The 23,295-nt window shown below is 67.2% G+C and carries 24 protein-coding genes; 11 read left to right on the forward strand and 13 right to left on the reverse strand.

Annotated elements, in window-relative coordinates; all coding sequences use genetic code 11:
• Positions 1 to 90 precede the first annotated feature (90 nt).
• Genes IU448_RS25160 through IU448_RS25180 form a run of 5 tightly spaced genes read right to left on the reverse strand, consistent with a single transcriptional unit; the run spans position 91 to position 5,366 of the window.
• Positions 91 to 468, reverse strand: coding sequence for a hypothetical protein (locus tag IU448_RS25160; RefSeq protein WP_195058164.1), 378 nt, complete (start codon positions 466 to 468; stop codon positions 91 to 93).
• Complete coding sequence (locus tag IU448_RS25165; protein WP_195058165.1) at positions 465 to 1,172, reverse strand: ABC transporter ATP-binding protein; 708 nt, start codon at positions 1,170 to 1,172, stop codon at positions 465 to 467. The genes IU448_RS25160 and IU448_RS25165 overlap by 4 nt, the downstream gene beginning before the upstream one ends.
• Positions 1,169 to 1,882, reverse strand: a complete 714-nt coding sequence (locus tag IU448_RS25170) for an ABC transporter ATP-binding protein (protein WP_195058166.1) — start codon at positions 1,880 to 1,882, stop codon at positions 1,169 to 1,171. The genes IU448_RS25165 and IU448_RS25170 overlap by 4 nt, the downstream gene beginning before the upstream one ends.
• Positions 1,860 to 3,986 (reverse strand): ABC transporter permease subunit, encoded by a 2,127-nt coding sequence (locus IU448_RS25175; RefSeq protein WP_195058167.1) that lies wholly within the window; start codon positions 3,984 to 3,986, stop codon positions 1,860 to 1,862. Before IU448_RS25175 ends, IU448_RS25170 begins: the two co-directional genes overlap by 23 nt.
• A 6-nt stretch (positions 3,987 to 3,992) precedes the next feature.
• On the reverse strand, positions 3,993 to 5,366 hold the full coding sequence (locus IU448_RS25180; RefSeq protein WP_324188714.1) for an ABC transporter substrate-binding protein: 1,374 nt from the start codon (positions 5,364 to 5,366) through the stop codon (positions 3,993 to 3,995).
• A 337-nt stretch (positions 5,367 to 5,703) separates the two neighbouring features.
• On the opposite strand from IU448_RS25180, the gene IU448_RS25185 reads away from it, so the two are divergent.
• From IU448_RS25185 to IU448_RS25215, 7 genes are all read left to right on the forward strand, one after another.
• The gene (locus tag IU448_RS25185; protein ID WP_195058169.1) at positions 5,704 to 6,234 is read left to right on the forward strand and encodes a carboxymuconolactone decarboxylase family protein; all 531 of its coding nucleotides are present in this window, start codon (positions 5,704 to 5,706) and stop codon (positions 6,232 to 6,234) included.
• A 4-nt stretch (positions 6,235 to 6,238) separates the two neighbouring features.
• Positions 6,239 to 7,504, forward strand: coding sequence for an aromatic ring-hydroxylating oxygenase subunit alpha (locus IU448_RS25190; RefSeq protein ID WP_195058170.1), 1,266 nt, complete (start codon positions 6,239 to 6,241; stop codon positions 7,502 to 7,504).
• Complete coding sequence (locus IU448_RS25195) at positions 7,491 to 7,838, forward strand: hypothetical protein (protein WP_195058171.1); 348 nt, start codon at positions 7,491 to 7,493, stop codon at positions 7,836 to 7,838. Before IU448_RS25190 ends, IU448_RS25195 begins: the two co-directional genes overlap by 14 nt.
• A gap of 2 nt (positions 7,839 to 7,840) precedes the next feature.
• The gene (locus IU448_RS25200) at positions 7,841 to 9,055 is read left to right on the forward strand and encodes a metal-dependent hydrolase family protein (RefSeq protein ID WP_195058172.1); all 1,215 of its coding nucleotides are present in this window, start codon (positions 7,841 to 7,843) and stop codon (positions 9,053 to 9,055) included.
• Positions 9,039 to 9,455, forward strand: coding sequence for a nuclear transport factor 2 family protein (locus IU448_RS25205; protein WP_195058173.1), 417 nt, complete (start codon positions 9,039 to 9,041; stop codon positions 9,453 to 9,455). The genes IU448_RS25200 and IU448_RS25205 overlap by 17 nt, the downstream gene beginning before the upstream one ends.
• 246 nt (positions 9,456 to 9,701) lie before the next feature.
• Positions 9,702 to 10,790: an acyl-CoA dehydrogenase family protein gene (locus tag IU448_RS25210; protein WP_195058329.1), complete on the forward strand. Its 1,089-nt coding sequence runs from the start codon at positions 9,702 to 9,704 to the stop codon at positions 10,788 to 10,790.
• A 3-nt stretch (positions 10,791 to 10,793) separates the two neighbouring features.
• Positions 10,794 to 11,849 (forward strand): acyl-CoA dehydrogenase family protein, encoded by a 1,056-nt coding sequence (locus IU448_RS25215; RefSeq protein WP_324188715.1) that lies wholly within the window; start codon positions 10,794 to 10,796, stop codon positions 11,847 to 11,849.
• A gap of 450 nt (positions 11,850 to 12,299) precedes the next feature.
• Here IU448_RS25215 and IU448_RS25220 read toward each other — a convergent pair whose 3' ends face one another.
• The 4 genes from IU448_RS25220 to IU448_RS25235 form a co-directional block, all read right to left on the reverse strand.
• On the reverse strand, positions 12,300 to 12,794 hold the full coding sequence (locus tag IU448_RS25220; protein ID WP_195058174.1) for a hypothetical protein: 495 nt from the start codon (positions 12,792 to 12,794) through the stop codon (positions 12,300 to 12,302).
• 344 nt (positions 12,795 to 13,138) lie between these two features.
• The gene (locus tag IU448_RS25225) at positions 13,139 to 13,372 is read right to left on the reverse strand and encodes a hypothetical protein (protein ID WP_195058175.1); all 234 of its coding nucleotides are present in this window, start codon (positions 13,370 to 13,372) and stop codon (positions 13,139 to 13,141) included.
• Between the two features lie 257 nt (positions 13,373 to 13,629).
• The gene (locus IU448_RS25230) at positions 13,630 to 14,418 is read right to left on the reverse strand and encodes an enoyl-CoA hydratase (RefSeq protein ID WP_195058176.1); all 789 of its coding nucleotides are present in this window, start codon (positions 14,416 to 14,418) and stop codon (positions 13,630 to 13,632) included.
• Between the two features lie 138 nt (positions 14,419 to 14,556).
• Entirely contained in the window at positions 14,557 to 15,555 is a 999-nt protein-coding gene (locus tag IU448_RS25235) for an acyl-CoA dehydrogenase family protein (RefSeq protein WP_195058177.1), read from the reverse strand.
• A gap of 185 nt (positions 15,556 to 15,740) precedes the next feature.
• On the opposite strand from IU448_RS25235, the gene IU448_RS25240 reads away from it, so the two are divergent.
• The 3 genes from IU448_RS25240 (at position 15,741) to IU448_RS25250 (ending at position 18,218) form a co-directional block, all read left to right on the forward strand.
• The gene (locus IU448_RS25240) at positions 15,741 to 16,397 is read left to right on the forward strand and encodes a TetR/AcrR family transcriptional regulator (RefSeq protein WP_195058178.1); all 657 of its coding nucleotides are present in this window, start codon (positions 15,741 to 15,743) and stop codon (positions 16,395 to 16,397) included.
• Between the two features lie 48 nt (positions 16,398 to 16,445).
• A complete protein-coding gene (locus IU448_RS25245; protein WP_195058179.1) occupies positions 16,446 to 17,294 on the forward strand; it encodes an acyl-CoA thioesterase in 849 nt (282 codons plus the stop codon).
• A gap of 153 nt (positions 17,295 to 17,447) precedes the next feature.
• Positions 17,448 to 18,218, forward strand: coding sequence for an SDR family NAD(P)-dependent oxidoreductase (locus IU448_RS25250; protein WP_195058180.1), 771 nt, complete (start codon positions 17,448 to 17,450; stop codon positions 18,216 to 18,218).
• A gap of 119 nt (positions 18,219 to 18,337) precedes the next feature.
• Here the strand turns inward: IU448_RS25250 and meaB are convergent, their stop codons facing one another.
• Together meaB and IU448_RS25260 are read right to left on the reverse strand one after the other, a co-directional pair.
• Positions 18,338 to 19,222, reverse strand: coding sequence for a methylmalonyl Co-A mutase-associated GTPase MeaB (gene meaB, locus IU448_RS25255; protein WP_228814308.1), 885 nt, complete (start codon positions 19,220 to 19,222; stop codon positions 18,338 to 18,340).
• A 392-nt stretch (positions 19,223 to 19,614) separates the two neighbouring features.
• Entirely contained in the window at positions 19,615 to 20,763 is a 1,149-nt protein-coding gene (locus IU448_RS25260) for a thiolase family protein (protein WP_195058182.1), read from the reverse strand.
• A gap of 100 nt (positions 20,764 to 20,863) precedes the next feature.
• Between IU448_RS25260 and IU448_RS25265 the strand changes: the two genes are divergently transcribed.
• The gene (locus IU448_RS25265; RefSeq protein WP_195058183.1) at positions 20,864 to 21,628 is read left to right on the forward strand and encodes an SDR family NAD(P)-dependent oxidoreductase; all 765 of its coding nucleotides are present in this window, start codon (positions 20,864 to 20,866) and stop codon (positions 21,626 to 21,628) included.
• A 96-nt stretch (positions 21,629 to 21,724) separates the two neighbouring features.
• Here IU448_RS25265 and IU448_RS25270 read toward each other — a convergent pair whose 3' ends face one another.
• Together IU448_RS25270 and IU448_RS25275 are read right to left on the reverse strand one after the other, a co-directional pair.
• Entirely contained in the window at positions 21,725 to 22,276 is a 552-nt protein-coding gene (locus tag IU448_RS25270; protein ID WP_195058184.1) for a hypothetical protein, read from the reverse strand.
• Positions 22,277 to 22,527: 251 nt separating this feature from the next.
• Positions 22,528 to 23,295, reverse strand: a complete 768-nt coding sequence (locus tag IU448_RS25275; RefSeq protein WP_195058185.1) for an enoyl-CoA hydratase/isomerase family protein — start codon at positions 23,293 to 23,295, stop codon at positions 22,528 to 22,530.

A 23,295-nucleotide genomic window follows, 5' to 3' on the forward strand; every position in this document is an offset into this window, starting at 1 on the left:
CGTCACCCCGAATCGAACAGTTCGCCACCGTGCTGCCGAAGCGGCTCGCCGCTGTACCCGCCGGAGCAGCGTCCCGTTCCCGCCGCAGGCTCACCGCTGTGGCATCCCGACCTCGCCGAGTTCCTGATCCGGCGCACCGGGCAGGCGACCGGCGAGCTGGGCCAAGTCGTAGGACTGCCGGGCCATCCAGTACCGCAGCACCCCGGTGAGCGAATAGCGAAGGAACAGTGCCGCGCCCACGATGCTCGACGCGACCCCGGCCAGGGCGAGGATGATCGCATCGCGCTGGACGAGCGCATCGGAGGTGTTGTTGGACACCAGATAGCCCAGCACGATCACCACCGGTCCGAGGATCAGCAGGGTGACACCGACCCGCAGCCACAGACCACCGCGGCCGGCGGCGGGATCGGGGATCTTCAGCTCCGCGAGCTCGGAGACGAAACGGTCCGCACGGGTGGATTCGGTCATGGGGCACTTCCAAGATAGAGGGTGGCCAGTTGATTGCGGAGCCCGAGATCGGGCGGGCCGTGATGTTCGACGCGGCCGCGGACCAGTACCGCGGCGGTATCGGCGATTTCGAGTACCGCGGCGGCGAACTGTTCGACGATCAGCACCGCCACTCCCTGCTGGGCGATTTCGGCGACCTGCCCGTAGAGCCGTTTCACCACCAGCGGCGCGAGTCCCATGGACAATTCGTCCAACAGCAGCACGGCCGGGTCGGTGGCCAGGCCGCGGGCCAGTGCCAGCATCTGCTGTTCGCCGCCGGAGAGGGTGCCCGCGGTCTGTCCGGCGCGCTGCGCCACGATCGGGAACCGCGCGAACGCGATTTCCTCGATCTCCGCCACCGGGCGGCCGGTGAACGACATCATCAGCAGGTTGTCGCGGACGGTGAGATTGGGGAAGATACCCCGGCCCTCCGGAATGAGGCAGACACCGGCGCGGGCGAGGTCGCGTGGATCGACGCCGTTGACCGTGCGCCCACCGAGCCGCAGTGCACCCGCGGCGACCGGATGCACTCCGGCGGCCACTTTCAATGTGGTGGTCTTACCGGCGCCGTTGGGCCCCAGCAGCGCGACCACCTCCCCCACGCGCACACTCAGATCGACACCGTGCAGGACGGTGATCGCGTCGTAGGCGGCGCGGATTGCGCTCAGTTCCAGCAGTGCGGTCACGAGCCCCCCAGATACGCCGCCAGGACTCGTTCGTCGCGGCGGATCGCCTCGGGCGGTCCGCCGGCGATCACAGTGCCGAGGTCGAGAACGTAGACCTGGTCGCAGACGCTCATCACCAGCCCCATGTCGTGTTCGACCAGCACCACCGCGGTTCCGTCGGCGGCCACCGAACGAAGCAGTTCGGCGAAGCGATCCGTTTCCGCACTGTCCTGCCCGGCGGCGGGTTCGTCGAGCAGCAGCAGGGTGGGCCGCACCGCCAGCGCGCGGCCGACCTCGACGAGCCGGGCCAGACCGGTGGGCAGTGAATCGGCCGGATCCCCGGCGCGTTCGCCGAGACCCAGCCGGCCGATGATCTCGTCGACGACCTTGTCCGCCTGCCGGCGTCGCGGACCGAGTTCCGCGGCGACGAGCAGGTTGTCGCGGACCGAGAGACGGCCGAAGAGCTCCAGCCGCTGGAAGGTCCGCGCCATACCGCGCCGGGCGCGGCGCGCCGGGCCCAGCGCGGTGATATCGCGACCGGCCAGCCGGACTCGTCCGCGCACGGGCCGGCGCAGTCCGCAGATCACGTCGAACAGCGTGCTCTTGCCGGCCCCGTTCGGTCCGATCAGTCCGGTGACCTCGCCCGCTTCGGCCCGCAGCCCGGCGCCGTCGAGGGCGCGCCGGCCACCGAAGGTGACGGTGATATCGCTAACGTCCAGCAGCGATGGCATGATCGAGCACCTCCTTGTCCGCCGGCCGCCACGGCCGTTTCACGCCCCACCATTCGACGGGCACATCCGCTTCGCCCGCGGCCGTACGTTGTTCCCGGTTGTTCGACCAGAACCGGATTGCGAAGACGGCGAGCAACGAGCCCCAGAAGAACATCCAGCCGTCGATCACCCCGGCCGACCGCACCAGCCACAGCGCAACCGGTACAGCGACCATCAGCACCAGCGTCACCCGGTTGCGGATCGCCGCCTCGAATCCGGCCCGGATACGGGTTACCGCCCCGTGGCTCACCACGCCGCCGCCGAAGGCGATACCGGCCAGCGCCGGAAGGACGTGGACGAGGTTCTCGGTCGACGGGAACAGCACCGGAATCGCGAGCATCGGCCCGTAGAGTGCGACACCGACGAACAGGCCGTTGCCGAGGGCGGCGAGTCCGGCGAACACCGCGACCAGGAAGATCGGCAGACCGGCCACGAAATTGAACTGTTCTGGGGTCACCGAGCCCAGCTGCATTCCGAACAGCGCGCCGCCGAGCCCGGCCAGACCGGCGCTCAGCGCGAAAACCGCCACTTTGGCGCCCAGCAGATTACCGCCGAGGGTGGCGTAGGCGGCTTCGCTGTCGCGCAAGGCGATGAGGCGGCGGCCGAACCGCCCGCGCCGCAACGCCGCGATACCGAGCGTGGCCCCCGCCAGGCAGACCGCCGCGAATACGGTGGTGCTCGCGGCGGTCTCGAGCCGCAGCCCGAACAGGTTCGGCCCGGACACCTCCACCGAACCCTGGTCGAAGAACGAGACCTGCACGCCCGCGATATCGAAGGACGGGAGGGTGAAGATCCATCGATCGAGCACCACCGCGAAGGCCGCGGTTCCCAGCGCCAGATAGACACCCGAAAGGCGTAGTGCCGGAACCGCGATCAGCGTCCCGGCCAGTGCGGCGATTGCGACGGCCGCGAGCAGCCCCCACAGTTCGCCGTCCGGTGCGAGTTGCCCGTAGGCGATCGCCCCGATTCCGGCCATGCTCAACTGGCACAGCGAGATCTGCCCGGCGTACCCGGACAACGGCACGAACGACAGCGCGATCACCCCGAAGGCGAACATCGGCCCGTAGGCGATCAGATCGCTCTCCCCGAGCGTGGTGGCGACTATCAGGCCGATGATCACGATCAACGCCGCGAAGAACACCGCACCGCCGCGCGACGGTGTGGGCACCGCGCTGAGTTTGCGGTCGCGACCGCGCAGCCGCCCGTGCGGGAACAGCAGCAGCGCCGCGAACAACAGCAGCGCGGGCGCCGCCAGTCGCAGGCCCGGCAGGTACTCGTTCTGCGGCAGGTACCCGGTGAGGTAGCTCTCCATCAGACCCACCACGATGGCGCCGAGGAAGGTCATGGGCAGGCTGCGCAACCGGCCGAAGATCGCCGCGGTGTAGGCGCTGACGATCAGCAGCGACAGTGTCGCGGCGTCCAGCGAGACCGTGGGGGCGATGAGAATTCCGCCCACCGCTGCCAATTCGATGCCCAGGATCCAGGCGACCCGGTTGGCGCGGACCGGGTCGGCGCCGGTGAGCCCGGCCAGGGCCCGGTCGTCGACGGTGGCCCGCATCTCCGCGCCGGTTCGGGTGTTGAACAGCAGAACCCGCAGCGCCACCGCGACCGCGATCGCGACCAGCATGGTCAACGCCTGATGCCAGGTGATGGTGGCGGCGCCGACCCGGATCGGTTCCGTGCGGGCGAAGAAGGTGGGCAGCGTACGCGCGTGCATCGGGTTCCAGATCCAGCGCGCGGTGGCGATGAGTCCGCTCAACAACGCGACGGTCATCACCAGTTTCTCCGCGTCGCCCAGCCCCTGGGCCGAACGCAACGCCCGTTCCACCAGCAGACCCGACAGCGGCGCCGGCACCAGCAGCACGATCGCCAGTGCCACCGGTACCGGTACCCCCCAGCCGGCGGTGAGCTGCCAGTAGGAGAAGGCCGCCATCATCCCGGCCGCGCCGTGCGCGAAATTGAAGATTCCGGTGGTCGTATGGGTGAGCACCAGGCCGCTGCCGATCACGGCGTAGACGGCGGCGGTGCTCAGCCCGACGATCCCGAAGGCGAGGAATTGCTCCATGATCGGTTACTTGACGTCCGCCATGGTCTTGCCGACATCGGCGAGCGTCAGCGGTTCGCCGTAGTCACCGGTGTACCGGAAGGGCGGGGTATCGCAGCGGAACAGTCCGTTGTCGGGGCCGAAATCGGCGGCCTGCCAACCCTCCGGGGTGGCCTGCATGGCGTTGAAGCAAGTCGGGGCGGGGTCCTGCGCCGACAGGTCGTTCGGGCTGTGCAGCCCGCCGCCGGTCCACTCGGTTTCCCTCTTCGCCGTTTCCACCAGGCAGGTACGGGTGAGTTCGGACCCGCAGGCGCTCGCGGCTTTCGCGAACAAGAGCCAGGCCGAGAACGCGCGGGTGGCGGGCAGGGTGATCTCCGCGTCGGGTGCGTACTTCTCGTACAACTGCTGCAGTTGCTGCATGGCCGGGGATCGGTCGGCCAGTTGCAGGGGCACGACACCGCCGAGATCGACGATATTGTTCTGGAAACCCGCCGAACGACCCAGCAACTCGATGTAATCGGGCCCGAAGGCGTTGTTGGTGGGATCGATCCAATCCAGCTTGTAGTCCATCGAGGTCAGTTTCTCCTCGAGCTTGGCCAGCGGACCGTCCTCGCCGAGCCAGATCAACCCGCGGACTCCGCTGTTCTTGATCGCCTGCGCGTAGGGTGTCCAGTCGGTGACGCCGCCCACCGGGTACAGCTCGTTGTAGATCACCTTCGCGCCCATGGCCTCCAGCGATTCGACGGCCTTGGCGCCGAGGACTTTGGTCACCGGGGAGTCACCGTTGATGATTCCGATAGCACCGGCCGACTGCGGATACGCCTCTGTGGTCAGCCACCGGCGCGAGGCGTGGTAGGGGTCGTAGTGGGCGTAGGTGCTCTGTGAGGCGATCACCTGAATATCGGTGCCGAGATTCTGCTGCTGGGAGACCTGCGCGGGAAAGTCCGGGAGGGTGCATTCCAGCCGTTCTTTCACACCGAGCCCGTCCAGCCCGGCACCACCGCCGACCAGCGCGAAATCGGTGCGGCAGGCTTCCACCATCTTCTGGCGTACGGCCATCAGCTTGGAATCGTGGATTTCGGTGGTGAGGGTGCGGCCGTTGATCCCGCCGGCCGCGTTGCACCAGGAGGTGAAAACTTTGGCGGCGTCGACGAATTCCGGGTTCTTGGAGTAGCCGACATCGGTGAAGACTCCGACGGTGATCCCGGTATCGGTGACCCCCTGCGTGGGGGCACCGGAGGCGTCCCCGTCCTGGCAGACACCGGTCAGGTCGCCGAAGTCGGCGACCACGGTATCGCCGGCAGACGAGTTGCCGGTTTCGCTGCCGCTGCGGCCGGAGCAGCCGGCGGTGGCCAGGAGCGCCAGGGCGAGCAGAACGGCGGCTGTTCGCTTCGGTCTCACGATGGTCCTTTCTGCGCCGGCCCCCATCGGCCGGCCGATCGTGATCGGGCGAGAGACCCGCCCGCACACCGAGTACGCCTCGCGATATCCGGCCGCACGGCCGTGTATCCAACTCTCGGTGAATGAAAACTAGCTTCTCACTTATCGAGAATCAATATCCTGTTTTTCGGGTACACATCGATACGGACCACCACACCGGCGGTAACACGAAGTCGGCCGCGAGGACCGCAGCAACGGACGCACCACCTGTCCATAAGCCTTCACGTTGACTATCGGGACCGGGCGTGAAAATCTGTTTCCGAAAGCGAGAATATCATTCTCATCGAGAGGAGGCGCGATGCGAGTACCGCCGCTGCCCGCAGACCGGTGGGACGAGGACGTCGACGACGCGCTACGAGTGATGCTGCCGCGCCGGCTGCGCAACCCGGACTCGGCGAGCAACGCCCTGTCCACACTCGTCCGGCATCCCGCGCTGACCAAGGCGTTTCTCACCCTGAACGTCCACCTGCTGTTCCGGTCCCCGCTGCCGGCCCGGCTGCGCGAAATCGCCATCCTGCGCGTCGCGCACCTGCGGGACTGTATCTACGAGTGGAACCACCATCGCGAAGCCGCACTGGGGGAAGGGATCACCGCCGACGAGATCGCCGGGATCGCCCGGGGCGAAGCCGCCGACCCGGTCGACCGGCTGATCCTGCGCGCCGTCGACGAACTCGACGAGAAGTCGAACCTGTCCGACGCCACCTGGGACGGACTGTGCGCGCATCTCGACGAGCAGCAGCGGATGGACCTGATCTTCACCATCGGCACCTACAACATGCTTGCCGCGGCCTTCAACACCTTCGGCATCCGATCCGAGTACGAGAGGTAATCCCTTGGCACACTTCAACAAACCTGCGGCAGGCAGCTGGACCGAGCACTATCCGGATCTGGGCACCGAACCGGTCGACTACTCCGACTCCATCGACCCCGGATTCTACGAAGACGAGCGCGAAGCAATCTTCAAGAAGACCTGGCTCAACGTCGGCCGGGTGGAGCGACTGCCGCGCAAGGGCAGCTATTTCACCAAGGAACTCTCGGCGGCCGGCACCTCGCTGATCATCGTGCGCGGTAACGACGACGAAATCCACGCCTACCACAACGTCTGCCGGCACCGCGGCAACAAACTCGTCTGGGACGACTTCCCCAATGAGGAGACCTCGGGCTTCTGCAAACAGTTCACCTGCAAATACCACGCCTGGCGCTACAGCCTCGAAGGCGAACTGACCTTCGTCCAGCAGGAGAAGGAATTCTTCGGCCTGGACCGCGCCGACTACGGACTCAAGGATGTGCGCTGCGAGGTGTGGGAGGGGTTCATCTTCATCAACCTCGACCACGATGCCGAACCGCTGACCACCTTCCTCGGCCCGATGATCAAAGGGCTGGAGGGTTATCCGTTCCACGAGATGACCGAGGTGTTCAGTTACAGGGCCGAGGTCGGCAGCAACTGGAAACTGTTCATCGACGCGTTCGCCGAGTTCTATCACGCGCCGATCCTGCATATGAAGCAGGCGGTCAAGGACGAGGCCGACAAACTGGCCGGTTACGGCTACGAAGCCCTGCACTACGAACTGCAACCACCGCATTCGATGATCTCGTCGTGGGGTGGGATGGCGCCGCCCAAGGACCTGAACATGGTCAAACCGATCGAGCGCATCCTGCGCAGCGGTCTGTTCGGCCCGTGGGACCGCCCCGATATCGAGGGCCTGGATCCGCTGCCCGTCGGAATCAACCCCAGCGGCCACCGTGCTTGGGGCGTGGACGAATTCGAAATCTGGCCGAACTTCTCGCTGCTGTTCTGGGCGCCCGGCTGGTACCTCACCTACCACTACTGGCCGACCGCGGTGGACCGGCACATCTTCGAGGCCAACCTGTACTTCGTACCGGCAAAGACAGCTCGGGAACGGCTGGCCCAGGAACTCGCGGGTGTGACCTTCAAGGAGTACGCGCTGCAGGACGCGAACACCCTCGAAGCCACCCAGACGATGATCGCGACCCGCACGGTGACCGATTTCCCGCTCAACGATCAGGAGATCCTGCTCCGCCACCTGCACAAGACCGCCCAGAAGAAGGTCGAGGAATACCGCAATGGCAATTGCTGACAACGAATCGAAGGCTCTACCGGACGAATTCGCCGATCTGGCGCGGTTCGCGGACTGGATCCTGCCAACCGAGCCCGAGCGGTACGCCAAACGGCTGGCCTCCACGATGCCGCAGATGCAGGCCTTCTACGACGCCGGGATGGCGCGGCTCGAAGACGCCATCGCCTACTGCGACCGGTTCGACCTCGACGATCTGCCCGACGACGCCCGCAACCTGTTCCATCTCATGCAATCGCTGGTGATGGCCTCGTTCCCGGTGGAGGTCTGGAAGCAGCCGCGGGTACCCGACAGCGGCGCGGCCTACCTGGACATCGTGCGCGAGCCGGTGGTGTAACCGTGTTGACGCTACGAGCCGCCGGGCTGCTCGATGTGGATTCCGGCGAGATCATCCGGCCCGGCATCCTGCGCGTCGACGGTGACCGGATCGTCGGCGTCGGCGGGGAACCGGAGGGTGAGGTCATCGACCTCGGCGATCTCGTCCTGCTGCCGGGGCTGATGGATATGGAGGTCAACCTCCTGATGGGCGGCCAGGGTGAAACCGGGCTGAGTTCCTCGGTGCAGGACGACCCGCCACTGCGGATGCTGCGCGCGGTCGGTAATGCCCGGCGTACGCTGCGCGCCGGGTTCACCACGGTGCGCAACCTCGGGTTGTTCGTCAAGACCGGCGGATACCTGCTGGACGTCGCGCTCGGCAAGGCGATCGACGCCGGCTGGATCGACGGTCCGCGGATCGTGCCGGCGGGCCATGCCATCACCCCCACCGGCGGGCATCTCGATCCCACCATGTTCTCGGCCTTCGCCCCCGATGTGCTGAAGCTGACCCTCGAAGAGGGCATCGCCAACGGTGTCGACGAGGTACGCAAGGCGGTGCGGTATCAGATCAAACACGGCGCCCAACTGATAAAGGTCTGCGTTTCCGGCGGCGTGATGTCGCTGACGGGCGCGCCCGGCGCACAACACTATTCGACCGAGGAACTGTGCGCGATCGTGGACGAGGCGCACCGCCGCGGCCTGCGGGTGGCCGCGCACACCCACGGCGCGGACGCGGTGAAAGAGGCCGTCCGCGCCGGGATCGACTGTATCGAACACGGTTTCCTGATCGACGACGAAGCCATCGACCTCATGGTCCGGGAGGGCACCTATATGGTGCCGACCACGCGGCTGGCCGATGCCATGGATGTCTCCGAGGCGGCGCCGGAGCTCCAGGCCAAGGCAGCCGAGATGTTCCCTCGCGCCCGGACCTCGGTCAAAGCCGCCTTCGACGCGGGCGTGCAGATCGCCGTCGGCACCGACGCGCCGGCGATCCCGCACGGCCGCAACGCCGACGAACTGGTGGCACTGGTCGAGCGCGGACTCGATCCGCTATCGGTACTGCGCGCGGCAACGGTCGTCGCGGCCGAACTCATCCAGGTCTCCGACCGCGGCCGGCTCGCCGAAGGGCTGCTGGCGGATGTGATCGGGGTACCCGGCGACCCCCTGGCCGATATCACCGTCACCCAGCAGGTGCGGTTCGTGATGAAAGGCGGAAAGGTCTATGGCGGCAACCGATGACCTGATCGAGATCCAGCAGTTGCTCGCCCGCTACGCGGTGACCATCACCAAGGGCGATATCGACGGCCTGATCGGCGTATTCACCACCGACGGCAGCTACCGCGCCTTCGGCGACACCTACACCCTCGACGTGTTCCCCGAACTCGTCGCCGCGGCGCCGAAGGGCTTGTTCCTCACCGCAACCCCACTGATCGAACTGGACGGCGATACCGGCACCGGCACCCAGCCGCTGTGTTTCGTGGAGCAGTCGACCCACGATATGCGTATCGGCTACTACACCGACACCTACCGGCGCACCGCACAAGGCTGGCGGCTGGCCACCCGGGCAATGACCTTCATCCGGCGCAGCGGTGACCACGATTCCGGTATCCCCCACGCCTTCGAGCGGCCGTCGGCATGAACGGGTCAGGCCCGCAGGCGGCAGCGCAGCGTCACCACGCAGGGCCCCCGCACATGCCCCGTGAACACCATATGAATGGGTCAGGCGGGAGGAAGCAGCGTCACGCCACGACGCAAGGCGCTCGCTCATGTCCTGGGCAAAACGGCATGAGCGAATCGGCCCGGAGGTGGCGGTGCCGCGTCACCACACAAGCCCCCACCCATGTCCGGGGGATACGGCATGAGCAAGTCTGATCCGGGAAGCACCATGGGTGCCGGGGAGTTCCGGTCGCGGTTGCGTGCCTGGCTGGACGACAACGATCTCTCCCCCGGTCCCGAACCCGGTTTCGATGCGCAGGTCGCGCAACTGGGCCGGGTCCGGCGGGCACTGTTCGAGGCCGGGTGGATGCGGTACGGGTGGCCGGAGTCAGTGGGCGGGCTGGGCGGGCCGGCGCTGCTGCGGGCGGTACTCGGCGAGGAGGTCGCAAGCCGCGGTCTGGCCGAGCCGGGAATCTATTCCATGGTGGAGGTGCTGGCCCCCAGCATGATCGCCTACGCCCGCCCGGAACTGGCCGCGGAAATGGTGCCCCGGCTGCTGGATGGCAGCGAACAGTGGTGCCAGGGTTTTTCCGAGCCGAGTTCCGGATCGGATCTGGCCTCCCTGCGGACGCGCGCCGAACGACGCGGCGACCGATGGGTGATCAACGGACAGAAGGTGTGGACCAGCCTCGCGCAGTTCGCTGCCCGCTGTGTGCTGCTCACCCGTACCGGTCCGGGGCACGATGGGATCACCGCGTTCTTCGTCGATATGGACACCCCCGGGATCACGGTCCGGCCGTTGCGCACCATGCACGGGGTCGACGAATTCGCCGAGGTCTATTTCGACGAGGTGGTGGTCGCCGAGGCACGGATGTTGGGTCGGCCCGGTGACGGCTGGCGGGTCGCGATGGATCTGCTGCCCTACGAACGGTCGACCTGTTTCTGGCATCGGATCGCGCACCTGTTCACCCGGCTCGATCGCCTCCTGGAACAGTCCTCGAGCGCCGACGATGCCGATCTCGGCGCCGCCTACCTGGCGTTGCACACCGTCCGGTGCCGGTCCCGAGCGACCCAGCGACGCCTGGCCGACGGTGCCGCGCTGGGCCCGGACACCTCGATCGACAAGGTGCTGCTGGCCTCCGCCGAACAGCAACTCTTCGATACCGCCCGCGATCTGCTGCCCGGCGAAATCGAACTCGCCGATACCGAATGGCGCCCGGAATTCCTGTATTCCCGCGCCGCGACCATCTACGGGGGCACCGCCGAGATCCAGCGCAATATCATCGCCCGCCGCCTGCTCGGCCTGGGAAAGGAGTGAGCGGTGGACGCCGCCGAACAGACTCTGCTCACCGATTCGCTACGCAAGACCATGGCAACGTCCACCGGCGCCGAACTCTGTTCCGCGCTGCACGACCTCGGTTGGCTCGACCTGCTCACCGATGACGATACCGTCGATATCGCCGTGCCCCTGGTGTTCCGTCTCCTCGGTGAGACCGGCGCCCACGCACCGCTGATCAACGATGTGGTCACCTATGCGGCGGGCCGGCCGTTCGGGGAACCGGTGCCACTACCGTTCACCGGCGGTCGCTGGGTGCTCTGGCAGGACGGCCCCGAAGTCACCGACGGCTCAGCACCCGCTGTCGGCGTCGGCATCGGCAACCCGAACAACGAAAGCGGCAGCGGCAGGAGCAGCGAAACCAGCAGCAGCGCCAACAACGAAACCAGCCGCAGCGGCGGCACCAGCAGCAGCACCAGCGGCAGCGGTGGCAACAGTGGCAGCGGCAACGGTGTGGGGCGGTATCGGGATGCCGACCGGGCCGCAGCGCTCGATCCCGAGCTTCCGCTGCGCGTGGTCGGTTCGCCGAGCGATTCCGCGGCAGCGGAAGCTGTTCCGCTCGCGCACGCACGACGCGCGCTGGGCTGGTGGCTGACCGGTTCCGCGCGTGCCGCACTCGGGCTGGCCCGTCGGCACGCACTCGAGCGGGTGCAGTTCGGCAAACCCGTGGCGGGATTCCAGGCGATCCGGCATCGGCTGGCCGAAAGCCTGGTCGCCATCGAGGGAGCCGAGGCCGCTCTCGCGGTGGGTCCCGCCGATGCACGGCATCCGGCCCACCCCGAGTCCGCCGTACCGCAGCACTACGACTGTCTCGCTGCCGCACTCGCCAAGGCCGCCGCAGGCCGCGCGGCACTGACGACTGCACGCCACTGCCAGCAAGTACTGGGCGGTATCGGTTTCACCGCCGAGCACGAATTCCATCGCCACTATCGGCGGGTTCTGGTGCTGGACGGATTACTCGGCAGTTCCCGGGATCTCACCCGCGAGGCGGGTGCGACACTGCGCGAACTCGGGTACGCGCCCCGGCTAGCACAGTTGTAGGTCCGATCACTGCAGAACGCTTTCCTGTCCCGCATACGCAGCTCGGGACGGACCCACCGATCCGGCAGCTCTGGGTGCGTACCGCCGAAGGTCGTTTCGCCGGGCTCGGGCGCCGACTGGGTACACCGTGCGGCAGACGATCGGCCAGAGCGGCCCTGGCGCTCCCGTGATCGGTCGACGTGATCGGCGCGAACTGGGCGGATGCACCACTATCGAAGCGGCCGCCGACACCATGTGCGACGGTGGCCCGTCGTGCTCGTCGCCTCACTCGGCCGACCGCCCGTGGCGATCGGCCGCTCTACGAAACACCGCCGCGGCGGCGGATCGACACGGCCGGGCTTGCGGCTCCCGGCCGGTGCGGCAGCCCCGCCATCCTTTGCGGCGAACTGAGTATCCCGCGCCGCGGCCCGGGACACGCCGAGCGAAGAAGTACCGGCATCGGGGATCGTTCTATGCGCAGGCTTGCGACATACCTCCGGAGATCGCCACCAAACCGCACATGGTGGTTGCGGAGATCTTCCAGCCGTTCGATTCCCGCACCGCGTGCCCGACCTGGTTGTGCACCACCGGATTGCCGGAGATGTTCAAGGTGAAACGCAATTCGGCGTGCGCCGGGTCGAGGACGATCACATCGGCGATCTCGACCGTGGTGAGCGCGGTGCGAATATGGCTGGCCATCCCGGAGATCTCGGTTTCGAAATCCGTCCCGCGTTCCACCAGCGCCATCCGGTCTTCGGTGGAGGTCGCGGGGGCGAAGAATGCTTGGTAGACACCGGTTATCGCCGCGGCAGCGGCAGCGGGCGAGTCCGATGTGACCGCCCCCGGCTGCGGAGCGGCCGCCCCGGGGTTTCCCGCGGCGACTTCGGTGGCGGGCGCCTCGGTCGTGGGTAGTACATAGCAGTTGTCGGGCCCGAAGAAGTTGCCGCAGCCCGTGACCGCGCTCAACGCGAGCGCGACTCCACAGGCAGCGGCAGTTCGCGCTACCCGGTGTCGTCGTGACATCGGTTCGTCTTTCTGAAGAGTGATGATCGGCTTCAGCGGAAACCACGTTCCACGGACGCCGCGGGGAGCTTAGCCCGGCATCACCTCGGCTACAGCGGATTTCACCGAATTTGCCGGAGGGCGCTTCGGTTTAACAGTCCGGCCGGTCGGCGGGCGGATGCCACCCGCCGGAAAGCCCTCGTGCCGGGTCGCTCCAGAAACGGCGGAGACGTCGTATCGATACTGCGCAACCGATACGACGCACTCCCCTTCCGCACCGGGCGCTCCCCAGCGCCTGCTGCGCAGGGTCAGCCGCAGGCGGGAACCACCTCGCCCGTACCCTGCACCGCGAGCAGCGCGCAGAAGGTCATCGCGGCGACCTTCCAGGTATCACCCTCTCCGATCGCCTGCCCCGACTGGTCCGGCAGCACCGGTTTGTCGGCCAGCAGCAGGGTATAGGTCACATCGGCGGTCGCATCGTCAACGATCTCCACTGCGGAAACGGTGACACTCGTCCCGGTCGCACGCGGGTCGGCCGCCATCCCCTCGAGCATCGGCCGGAATTCGCCCCCTTTTCTCGACCAGGCCGGCCCGGGCCGCGGGCGCGGCTTTTACCGTCGAAGAATGTGACGAACGCGTCGGTGATCGCTTTCTCGGTCGCCGGCGAGGCCGCGGCGGGGGCGGTCGAACCGGTGGCGGCGGGAGACGAAAGAATCCCCGGCCGCCGTTTCCGCCTCGGCGTCGTTTCTTCGATACGGGGGATCGGCGCCGCGGCGAACGGTAACGATCCCCCGTTGCACTACTGCATATTCGTCTTCATCTGCTCCAGATCCACCAGAATCGGATAGCCGCTCACACTGAGTGCGTTTCCGTGCCCGGTGGAATGGATATCGAATACCGATTGGATCGCGGCGTAGAAACCCTGCACGTCCATGGTCTGGTTCACCGCACGCTTGGCCTGGCGCAACCCGAACGGCGGCATCGTCGCGATCCGGCCCGCCAGTTCCGCGGTCTTGGCCGGCAACTCTGCGAGCGGTACCACCATATTCACCATCCCGGCCTGCTCGGCCTCCTGCGCGGTGACCGGCCGGCCGGTGAACAGGATCTCCTTGGCCTTACGGTGCCCGAGTTCCCACGTATGACCGTGGTATTCGACCCCGCCGATACCCATCATCGCCACCGGATCGGAGAACAGTGCGTTGTCCGCGGCGACGATCAGATCACACGGCCAGCACAGCATGAGCCCGCCGGCGATACAGCGGCCCTGCACGGCCGCGATCGAGGGTTTGGGCACATTACGCCAGCGCAGTGTGTATTCCAGATACCGACGGCTCTCGGTGCGATAGATCCAGTCGAGCGTGATCTTTTCCGGTTTGGGCCAGCTGTCGTCCTCGAGATCGTGCCCTGCCGAGAAGTGTCTTCCGGCCGCATTCAAGACGATCACCACGGCATCGTCGTCGTCGGCCGCGCGAGTCCACGCGGCATCCAGTTCGTCGAGTAATGCGGAATTCTGCGCATTGGCCGCCTCGGGCCGGTTCAGCGTTATCGTCGCGACCTTGTCGGCGACGGAATAGTCGATATAGGACAAGACAATACTCCTCGGTTCCGGGAGGCACCGGACTCGCCCGGTGCACGTATTTCGTTTCTGCGCCACCCGGCTGTCTACGTTCCCCCGCCGGGCGACCTGCGGCCGGCACACCAGCGCCCGATCGCACGGTGTCGCCGGTCAGCGGTGGGCGGCGAGATATTCATGGGCCACCACCGCCCGATGTATGGCCGCGCCGCCGAACAGCAATTCGCCGGCCTTGGCCCGTTTGATCGCGAACTGCAGATCGTTCTCCCAGGTGAACCCCATGGCGCCGAACAGCTGCACACCGTGCCGGAAAACCACCGACTGGCACTCTCCGGCCGACGCCTTGGCCATCGCGGCCGCGAGTTTGCGGCGCGGATCGTTGTGCGCCAGGCACAAAGCCGCGAAGTAGCCGAGGGCACGGGCCCGTTCGATGGCCAGGTGCATATCGGCGGCCTTGTGCTGCACCGCCTGGAACGCCCCGATCGCGGTATCGAACTGCCGGCGCGTTCGCACATGGTCGAGCACCAGGTCGAGGACGCGCCGGCAGGCGCCCACCGTCGTCAGCGCGAGACCGGTCAGCGCCAGCTGCCGGGCGCGTTCGGGATCGGCGCCGGTGCGTTCGGCGTCGGTGACCCGGACGTCGTCGAAGGTGACCTCCGCGATGTGCAACACCGGATCGAAGACCTCGACGCGCCGGGCGCCGACCGCCTGCGCGGGAACGACGAACACACCGGCCGTGGTGACGACCGCGAGCCGGTCACCGCGGTCGCCGTCCAGGACCTGACCGGCAGTACCGCGCAGCAGCCAGCCTGCACCGTCACGAACCGCGGTGACACCGTCGAAGACCCCGGCACCGGGCCCGTCCGCGATTCCGGACGGGCCCGCCAGCGGCGCGAATTGGGTCATCGTGGCCAGGTAGGGCGTCGGATCGGTGGCCCGGCCCAGCCCTTCGAGCACGATGCCGAGTTCCACGGCCGCTTCCGGCTCCACGAGTTCGGTCCAGCCGAGTTCGACATAGGTTTTCCACAACCGGCCGGTATCCGCCCCCGCGTCCACAATCTCCCTGATCACCGAGGCGGGGCATTCTTTGGCGGTGACCTCCCGGACCGTATCGCGCAGCAGCCGCTGGTCGGCATCGAACTCGAAGAGCATCCGGGCTGCCTCCTGTTGGGCGGGGTTGCGTTACATTCAGGAGAATAGCATTCTCTTGTGATGAAATTAATAGTCTCCAATATAGCGCGAACACCGGACGTGCCTGCCCGGACATGGGACGTTCTCCGGTACAGTGCACCCATGTTCTCCTCATATGGGATCGACGGGATCGGACGGGCCGCCCGGTGACCAGCCCCAGCGAAGAACCGGCCTGGAAACAGCGTGCGGTCGAGCGGTCGATCCGCACCGCGAAGCTGCGGGCCGAACAGCGCGTGCAGCGGTTTCTCGATGCCGCCCAGGCGATCATCACCGAAAAGGGCACTACCGATTTCACGGTCCAGGAGGTCGTGGATCGGTCGAAACAGTCCCTGCGCAGCTTCTACCTGCAGTTCGACGGGAAGCACGAACTCCTGCTGGCACTGTTCGAGGATGCCCTGAGCCGTACCGCGGACCAGATCCGCGCGGCCGCCGCGGGTAAGGACAACACCCTGGAGCGGCTACAGCTCGCCGTCGAACTCCTCTACGAACTGTGCCGTCCGGATCCGACCGCCCAGCGGCCGCTGTTCACCGATTTCGCCCCCCAGCTGCTGGTCAGCCATCCGGCTCAGGTGAAGGTCGCACACACACCACTACTGGCCCTGTTCACCGAACTCATGGTCGACGCCGACAAGGACGGCCTGCTGCGCGAAGAGGTCAATCCGCGCCGGATGGCGGCCATGGTGATGCAGACCGTGATGTTCACGGCACAGTCCAACGGCGGAATCGACGATGAGACCGCCTATCCCATTTCGGCCGAGGAGATCTGGGAGTTCTGCGCCAAGGGGTTCGCTCGCGGAAACTAGGCGAGAATAGCGTTCTTAAAATCAGAGATGCGGGTTTACACTCGCTGTATGCCCGATCTCTGGACCGACCTTCTCGCCTGCATGGACCTGCGCCTACACCCCACCGCCCCGCAGACCGACGCCGAGGCACCCGAGCCGGACCCGCAGGCCACCCTCTCGGTATTCGAGGGCCCGAATCAGCAGCTGGAATACCATCGGCTCTTCGGCGGCCAGCTGCTGGCCCAGTTCCTGCGTGCCGCGGTTTTCGCCTGCCCGGACAAAACCGTGAAATCCGTCCACGTCATCTTCGCCCGCGAGGGAAAGAGCGACGCCCCGGTCTACTACGTGGTGCAGCCGCAGCATCGCGGACGCTCCTTCGCCACCCTCACCGTCGTGGCTCGACAGAAGGGCGATGTGATCGCCACCGCACTGTTGTCGATGACAGCGTTCGAGGAGGGGCGGGCGAACCAGGAAATCGGTGCGGTACCACCGGTTCCGGGGCCGGCGCACACCGTCGATATCGGCCTGATCCCCTGGGAGACCCGGTCGCTCACCGACCTCGGCGACAAGGCCGCCGGCCCGGCCGAGTACGACCTGTGGATGCGCACGCCCGAGGTCGGCGCCGAACTCGCTCCGGGTCTGGTGTCGTATGCCACCGATCTCAATGTCATCGGCACCGTTCTACGCCCGCTCGAAGGGTTCGACCACAGCGGCAACGGCACCGAATTCACCTCCGCCACCACCTCGCACACGCTGTGGTTCCACCGCCCGTTCCGCAGCGACGACTGGTTGCTGCTACGACATGCCGGCCTGGTCATGGCGCACGGCCGCGCCTACGGCCGTGGTGACGTGCTCACCGCGGACGGCACCCTGGTGGCCTCCTTCGCACAGGAAGCCCTGCTGCGTTTCCGGCCCTGAATCCGCCGACGCCCGCCTCCACGGCTTCGGCCACTATCACTGAACCCACGCCGAGACCGGCGGCCACTGGTTATCCACACCGATGCAGTCCGGGATTTTTTCCACTCGGTTCGATGTTGATCGAACCGAGCAACACATGCGAGAGGATTCCGGATGCACACCGAGACACCTCGATTCGAGGGCAAAGTCGCCTTGGTCACCGGCGGTAGCAGCGGGATCGGCGCGGCCACCGCGCGCCGGCTGCTCGACGAGGGCGCACAGGTGGTGATCACCGGCCGCGATGGCGACCGGCTCGATGCCGCGGTGCGGGAATTCGATTCCGGCGACCGCGTACTCGCGATCCCCGGCGATGTCGCCCATATCGCGGACCTCGATTCGCTGGTGGCCCGGATTCGCCACCGCCACAACCGTATCGATGTACTGTTCGCCAACGCCGGGACCGCCGCCTTCGTGCCCACCGCGGAGATCACCGAGGACGACTTCGATCGCGTGGTCGCCATCAACTTCAAAGGAGTGTTCTTCACCGTTCAGAAGGCGCTTCCTTTGATGCCGGAGAACAGCGCCATCGTGGTGACCTCGTCATGGGCGGTCCATCGCGGTGTACCGGCTGCGGCCCTGTACTCGGCGACGAAGGCCGCGACCGGTAATCTCGCACGCTCGCTCGCGGCCGAACTGGCTCCGCGCCGGATCCGGGTCAATGCCATCAGCCCGGGGTATATCGAAACTCCGTCCTATCTCGCCGACGTCTCCGCGGCGGCACAGGCCGCGGCGGTGTCGACGGTCGCGGCGGGCCGGCTCGGCACCTCGGCGGATATCGCCGCCACTGTCGCCTTCCTCGCTTCCGACCAGGCGTCGTACGTCAACGGACAGGACATCGTGGTCGACGGCGGGCTGATCGCCGCCGTGCCCGGCACGATGGTCTGATCGCACTCCAGCCGGGGCACTGGGCACCGTGTTCGGTTCCGGCGCCACGAGCCCGGACGCTGTCTTCCGGATGAGCTGGTAGCCGGACAGTGCACCCGACGCGACGGATATCGCGGTGTTCACGCGGTTACGCTGTCTTCTTCGGGATTCGCGGCCGTCGGGAGCGGTAGCAGACGTCGGGCGGCTGTGTACGGATCGCAACGCCCGGCGGCAACCGCGGCGGCCAGCGTATCGAGTGCGGGATGGGTGCGCAGCCGGCTGTGCGCGAGTGAGAGAATCTGCGATCTGGCCCGGGCGGCCCGGCGGTCGGCGGTATCGGCGCGGTGGTGTGCGTCGACGGCTGCGACCAGGTCCGGTATCCCGGTGCCGTCCGCGGCGACCGCGGTGAGAACGGGCGCATCGGATTCGGCGCGCAGTTCCCGCACCGTCCGGTCTGCGCCGGGGCGGTCGGCCTTGTTCACGACCAGCAGATCGGCGACCTCGAGCAGGCCGGCCTTCGCTGCCTGCACCGCATCGCCCGCCCCCGGGGTGAGGACTACGACGGTGGGGTCGGCCACGGCAGCGATCTCGATCTCCGACTGGCCGACACCCACCGATTCGATCACCACGAGGTCGTAGGACAACGCCGCCAGCAATCGGATCGCCGCCGGTACAGCCACCGAAAGCCCGCCCAGATGCCCGCGGGTGGCCATCGAGCGGATGAGCACCTGCGGATCGTCGATATGGGCGGCCATCCGGATCCGGTCGCCGAGCAGGGCGCCGCCGCTGTACGGGGAGGACGGGTCCACGGCCAGCACGGCCACCCGCAATCCCTGTGATCGGTAGGCCGTGACCACCGCGGCGATGGTGGTGGATTTACCGGCGCCGGGTGGCCCGGTGAACCCCACCACCCGGATCGTCGCCGGTTCCAGCAGTGCGAGCACCTCGTCGCGCCGCTCCCCTTCGATGAGGGTCAGCAGCCGGCCCGCCGCGCGCACCGACCCGCCGCGCGCGGCAGCGATCAACTCTGCCGGATTCTTGCCGCCGACACCGGCCTCGTGAAGTGCGCGGACCTCTCGGCCTGGGTTCTCCACTCCTCCGCTCCTCCACATCGCATCGTCGCCATATCACGGCGCTGCCCAGTAACTCTCGTCCCGTAGCCACCGGCCGACATCGCCACACCGCACCCGGCCGCGTGCCTATGCGGCGGCCGGGTGAACAGGCCGGGCAGTGCTACCACCGGCCATTCGGCACCGCACAACTGCGCACCCAGCTTGGTTCCAGACCGGGCCACCCCGGTTCCAGGCCCGACCACTTCGGCTCCAAAACCCGAGCACCGGGGTTCGGGCTGGTGCCGTCGCCGCCCGGGCGGCGCGCTGTGATGTGAGACAGTGCCGTGGCGCCGGCGGAACGCGATTCACGCAGCGGCGACTTCGAGGACTGTCGCCGAGCCCATACCGCCGCCGGCGCACATCGCCACAATTGCGAGTCCGCCACCGCGGCGGCGCAATTCGTGCACAGTTGTGACGATCATCCGCGCTCCCGTCGCGGCTACCGGGTGCCCCAGAGAACAGCCGCTGCCGTTCACGTTCACCAGGTCCGGGTTCAGGTCCAGGGCACGAACGGCCGCGATGGGTACCGAGGCGAAAGCTTCGTTGATCTCGAAGAGTTTCACCTCGCTCAACGAGATCCCGGCCTTCTGCGCGGCCTTGGCGATCGCTTCGACCGGGGCGAGGCCGGTATCGGCGGGGTCGACGCCCACCGAGGCCCAGGACCGGATGGTGGCCAGGGCGGGCAGGCCCAGCTCGTCGCTGGCGACGGTGAGCAGTGCGGCGCCGTCGTTGGCGCCGGCCGCATTGCCCGCGGTGATCGAGAATCCTTCGATTTCGGGATGCAGGACCTTCAGGGAGGCCAGCTTCTCCATGGTGGTGGTGCGGCGGGGGTGCTCGTCCACGGCGAACTGGCCGAACGGGGTGTCGATGGGCACGATTTCGTCGTCGAAACGGCCCTCGTCGATGGCCGCGACGGCGTTGCGGTGCGAGCGCAGCGCCCAGGCGTCCAGTTCTTCGCGCGTGATCCCGGATTTCACCGCGGCGTTCCAGCCCACGGTGATCGACATATCGAGGTTCGGTGCGTCGGGACGGTCCGGATGCGAGGGCGAGGTCCACGGATCCACCCATTCGTCCTGCCCCACCCGGAACCGTGCCCGGGGTGCGGTGGAATCGGCGTTGACCCCGCCCGCCAGCACCAAACGGTCCATTCCGGCCCGGATTCCGGCCGCCGCGGTCTGCACGGCCGCCATCCCGGCCGCGCAGTGCCGGTTGTGCGCGAGGCCCGGGACTCCGGTGAGCCCGGCGGTGATCGCGGCATGGCGGGCGATCACGCCGCCGCCGTAGCGGCCTTCGCCGAGGATCAGATCGTCGACGGGCGCATCGGTTTCCAGCTGTTCGGCCGTGGCTTCGACCACATGATGGGCGAGGTCGAAGGCGGTGGTTTCGCGCAAGGTTCCCTTCGCGGCGGTACCGATCGGGGTACGCAGCGCGGATACGATCACGGCTTCGGGCATCAGTTCTCTCCAGTTTCCGCCACGTCGACGATCTTGCCGATATTTATGAGAATAGTATTCTCTCAATTTGAGAGCGATAATCGCAATAGAGGGTAGCGCTATGCAGATCCAGGGATGTTCGGCGATTGTCGTCGGCGGTACGGGCGGGCTCGGCGAAGCGACCGTTCGGCGACTGCACGCCGCCGGAGCCGAGGTGGTGGTCGCCGATGTCGCCGACGACAAGGGCAAGGAACTGGCCGGCGAGCTCGGTATCCGCTATGTGCACACCGACGCCACCAGCGAGGAGTCGGTGCAGGCGGCCATCGAGGAAGCGAAATCGCTCGGCCCGCTCCGCATCTCCGTCGATACCCACGGCGGCCCCGCCGGCGGCGGGCGGCTCGTGGGCAAGGACGGTTCCCCGCTGGCGCTCGACGGTTTCCGCACCACCATCGAGTTCTATCTGACTGCGGTCTTCAACGTCATGCGGTTGTCCGCCGCGGCGATCGCCGAATCCGATCCCACCGACGGAGGTTCGCGCGGGGTCATCGTGAACACCGCCTCTGTCGCCGGCTACGAGGGGCAGATCGGCCAGCTCCCCTACTCGGCCGCCAAAGGCGGGGTCATCGGGATGACGCTGGTCGCGGCCCGGGACCTGTCCCCACTGGGCATCCGGGTGGTCACCATCGCCCCGGGCACCTTCAACACTCCCGCCTACGGCAAGGCCGCCGACCAGCTCGAACAGTACTGGTCGCCGCAGATCCCGTTTCCGAAGCGGATGGGCCGCTCGCCGGAATACGGGCAACTGGTCCAGTCGATCGTGGAGAACGACTATCTCAACGGCGAGGTCATCCGGCTCGACGGCGCTCTGCGGTTCCCGCCCAAGTGAGTACCGGACAGCCGGACAGCAACAGGGCGGCCGCAGTTCTTCCGGCGCAACGGGCTGCTCGCCGGCAGCGGTAACCCGCGTACCGGCCGCCGGCGATCAGTCGCCGCCCGGTCGATACGTGTGGTCGGAAGCGTCGAAGACCAAACCGGTGGTATCGATGAAATCGGACAACCGGTGTTCCGGCGTATGCACGGCTATGCCCTCGAACTCCGTGTCGACCACAACCCGGAGCCGGTCGATATCGACCCAGGTATCCCCTTCGGGCTCCACCTTCACGCGATCGACCTCGCATTCCGCGAGGTCGATCGCGAATCGCACCGTGGAGCCCACCTGGCCCAACACCTCGACTCGCACATAATCGAAATAGCTGTGTTCACCGTCGTACAGGTACGCCTCGATCGGCTCACCCGATTCCTCGCATTCGGCGCGGGCACCCGCGAGCTCACGCCAGGACCGAACAGTGAACGGAATCGACTCGATTTCGAAGTTCACCCCGGATTCCTCGTCCGGCCAGCCGGTGAAGGATACGCTCCAGGTCAGTTCCGGGGCGCCGGTCACCGGGTTCTCCGACAGAGTTCCCTCGCAGGATCCCAGGGAAGCCGGCCGGTACTCCGGAAACGGATGGTGCTCACAGCATGATGCGTCCATCGGCCGAGAATAGAACCGGTCACCGACAGCCGCCTCGCGTCACTGCGGCGCACCGCCACATAGGGATTGCGGCCGGTGGCAGTACCGGCGGGCATCGTCCGAGCCGTAGCCCCTCCAGCCCTGTCCGGCGATCTCACGCCCGCCGCCGCGTGGCCCCGCCGGGTCGTGGACGGCGAAGGTGCGCAACGAATAGCAGCGCTGCGCCGAAATCCGGCAAATCGGCAGTCGCCGCTGTGCCGTGGGATGACGGCCTATTTCTGGTTCGAGGTGAGCCGGGTGATGGTGGTGTGGAAATCGTCGGTCTGGAACGACTGGTATTCCGCGGTGAGCGCGTAGTCCAAGGAGGTGAGCACCGCCTTTTCCAGCTGCATGTTCAGTACCCGTTTGGTGGCCTCGACGGCCTGGCGCGGCATTTCGGCGATCCGTTTCGCGCAGGCCAGCGCTTCGGCCATCGGATCGGCGACCACATGATTGGCCAGCCCCATTTCCCGGGCCCGTTCGGCGGGGATCCGGGCACCGGTGAGCGCGTACTCCTTTGCCAGCAGCAGACTGGTGTGCAGCGGCCAGGTCAGTGGCCCGCCGTCGGCGGCGACCAGTCCCACCTGGACGTGTGGATCGGCGAGATAGGCGCTTTCGGCCATATAGACGATATCGCTGAGGGAGACCAGACTGCAGCCGAGACCGACGGCCGGCCCGTTGACCGCGGCCACCACCGGAACCCGGCAGCGCGCCATTCCGAGGACGATATCGCGGCCGTGCGCGATGGTTTTCTCGCGCAGTGCGGTATCGCGGCCGAGCTCCTCGAGATAGGCGAAATCCCCGCCCGCCGAGAACGCTTTACCGGCGCCGGTGAGCACCACGGCCCGGACCCCGGCATCTTCGGACAGCCGCGGCCACAGCCGGGCCAGCCCGGTGTGCAGGGCGTCGTCGACAGCATTGAGCGCGTCCGGCCGGTTCAGGGTGACGATACGCAGCGGGCCGTCGGCCCGGACGTCGATTTCCGCGGACATATCGTACAT

It is taken from the genome of Nocardia flavorosea, assembly GCF_015477805.1.
Taxonomy (GTDB): Bacteria; Actinomycetota; Actinomycetes; order Mycobacteriales; family Mycobacteriaceae; genus Nocardia; species Nocardia flavorosea_A.

What these genes read in the sequence shown, in the direction of transcription:
- IU448_RS25160 (WP_195058164.1), bottom strand. Translation starts at nt 468, where the DNA reads ATGACCGAATCCACCCGTGCGGACCGTTTCGTCTCCGAGCTCGCGGAG.
- IU448_RS25170 (WP_195058166.1), bottom strand. Translation starts at nt 1,882, where the DNA reads ATGCCATCGCTGCTGGACGTTAGCGATATCACCGTCACCTTCGGTGGC.
- IU448_RS25175 (WP_195058167.1), bottom strand. Translation starts at nt 3,986, where the DNA reads ATGGAGCAATTCCTCGCCTTCGGGATCGTCGGGCTGAGCACCGCCGCC.
- IU448_RS25185 (WP_195058169.1), top strand. Translation starts at nt 5,704, where the DNA reads ATGCGAGTACCGCCGCTGCCCGCAGACCGGTGGGACGAGGACGTCGAC.
- IU448_RS25195 (WP_195058171.1), top strand. Translation starts at nt 7,491, where the DNA reads ATGGCAATTGCTGACAACGAATCGAAGGCTCTACCGGACGAATTCGCC.
- IU448_RS25205 (WP_195058173.1), top strand. Translation starts at nt 9,039, where the DNA reads ATGGCGGCAACCGATGACCTGATCGAGATCCAGCAGTTGCTCGCCCGC.
- IU448_RS25210 (WP_195058329.1), top strand. Translation starts at nt 9,702, where the DNA reads ATGGGTGCCGGGGAGTTCCGGTCGCGGTTGCGTGCCTGGCTGGACGAC.
- IU448_RS25225 (WP_195058175.1), bottom strand. Translation starts at nt 13,372, where the DNA reads ATGGCGGCCGACCCGCGTGCGACCGGGACGAGTGTCACCGTTTCCGCA.
- IU448_RS25235 (WP_195058177.1), bottom strand. Translation starts at nt 15,555, where the DNA reads ATGCTCTTCGAGTTCGATGCCGACCAGCGGCTGCTGCGCGATACGGTC.
- IU448_RS25245 (WP_195058179.1), top strand. Translation starts at nt 16,446, where the DNA reads ATGCCCGATCTCTGGACCGACCTTCTCGCCTGCATGGACCTGCGCCTA.
- IU448_RS25250 (WP_195058180.1), top strand. Translation starts at nt 17,448, where the DNA reads ATGCACACCGAGACACCTCGATTCGAGGGCAAAGTCGCCTTGGTCACC.
- IU448_RS25260 (WP_195058182.1), bottom strand. Translation starts at nt 20,763, where the DNA reads ATGCCCGAAGCCGTGATCGTATCCGCGCTGCGTACCCCGATCGGTACC.
- IU448_RS25265 (WP_195058183.1), top strand. Translation starts at nt 20,864, where the DNA reads ATGCAGATCCAGGGATGTTCGGCGATTGTCGTCGGCGGTACGGGCGGG.
- IU448_RS25270 (WP_195058184.1), bottom strand. Translation starts at nt 22,276, where the DNA reads ATGGACGCATCATGCTGTGAGCACCATCCGTTTCCGGAGTACCGGCCG.
- IU448_RS25275 (WP_195058185.1), bottom strand. Translation starts at nt 23,295, where the DNA reads ATGTACGATATGTCCGCGGAAATCGACGTCCGGGCCGACGGCCCGCTG.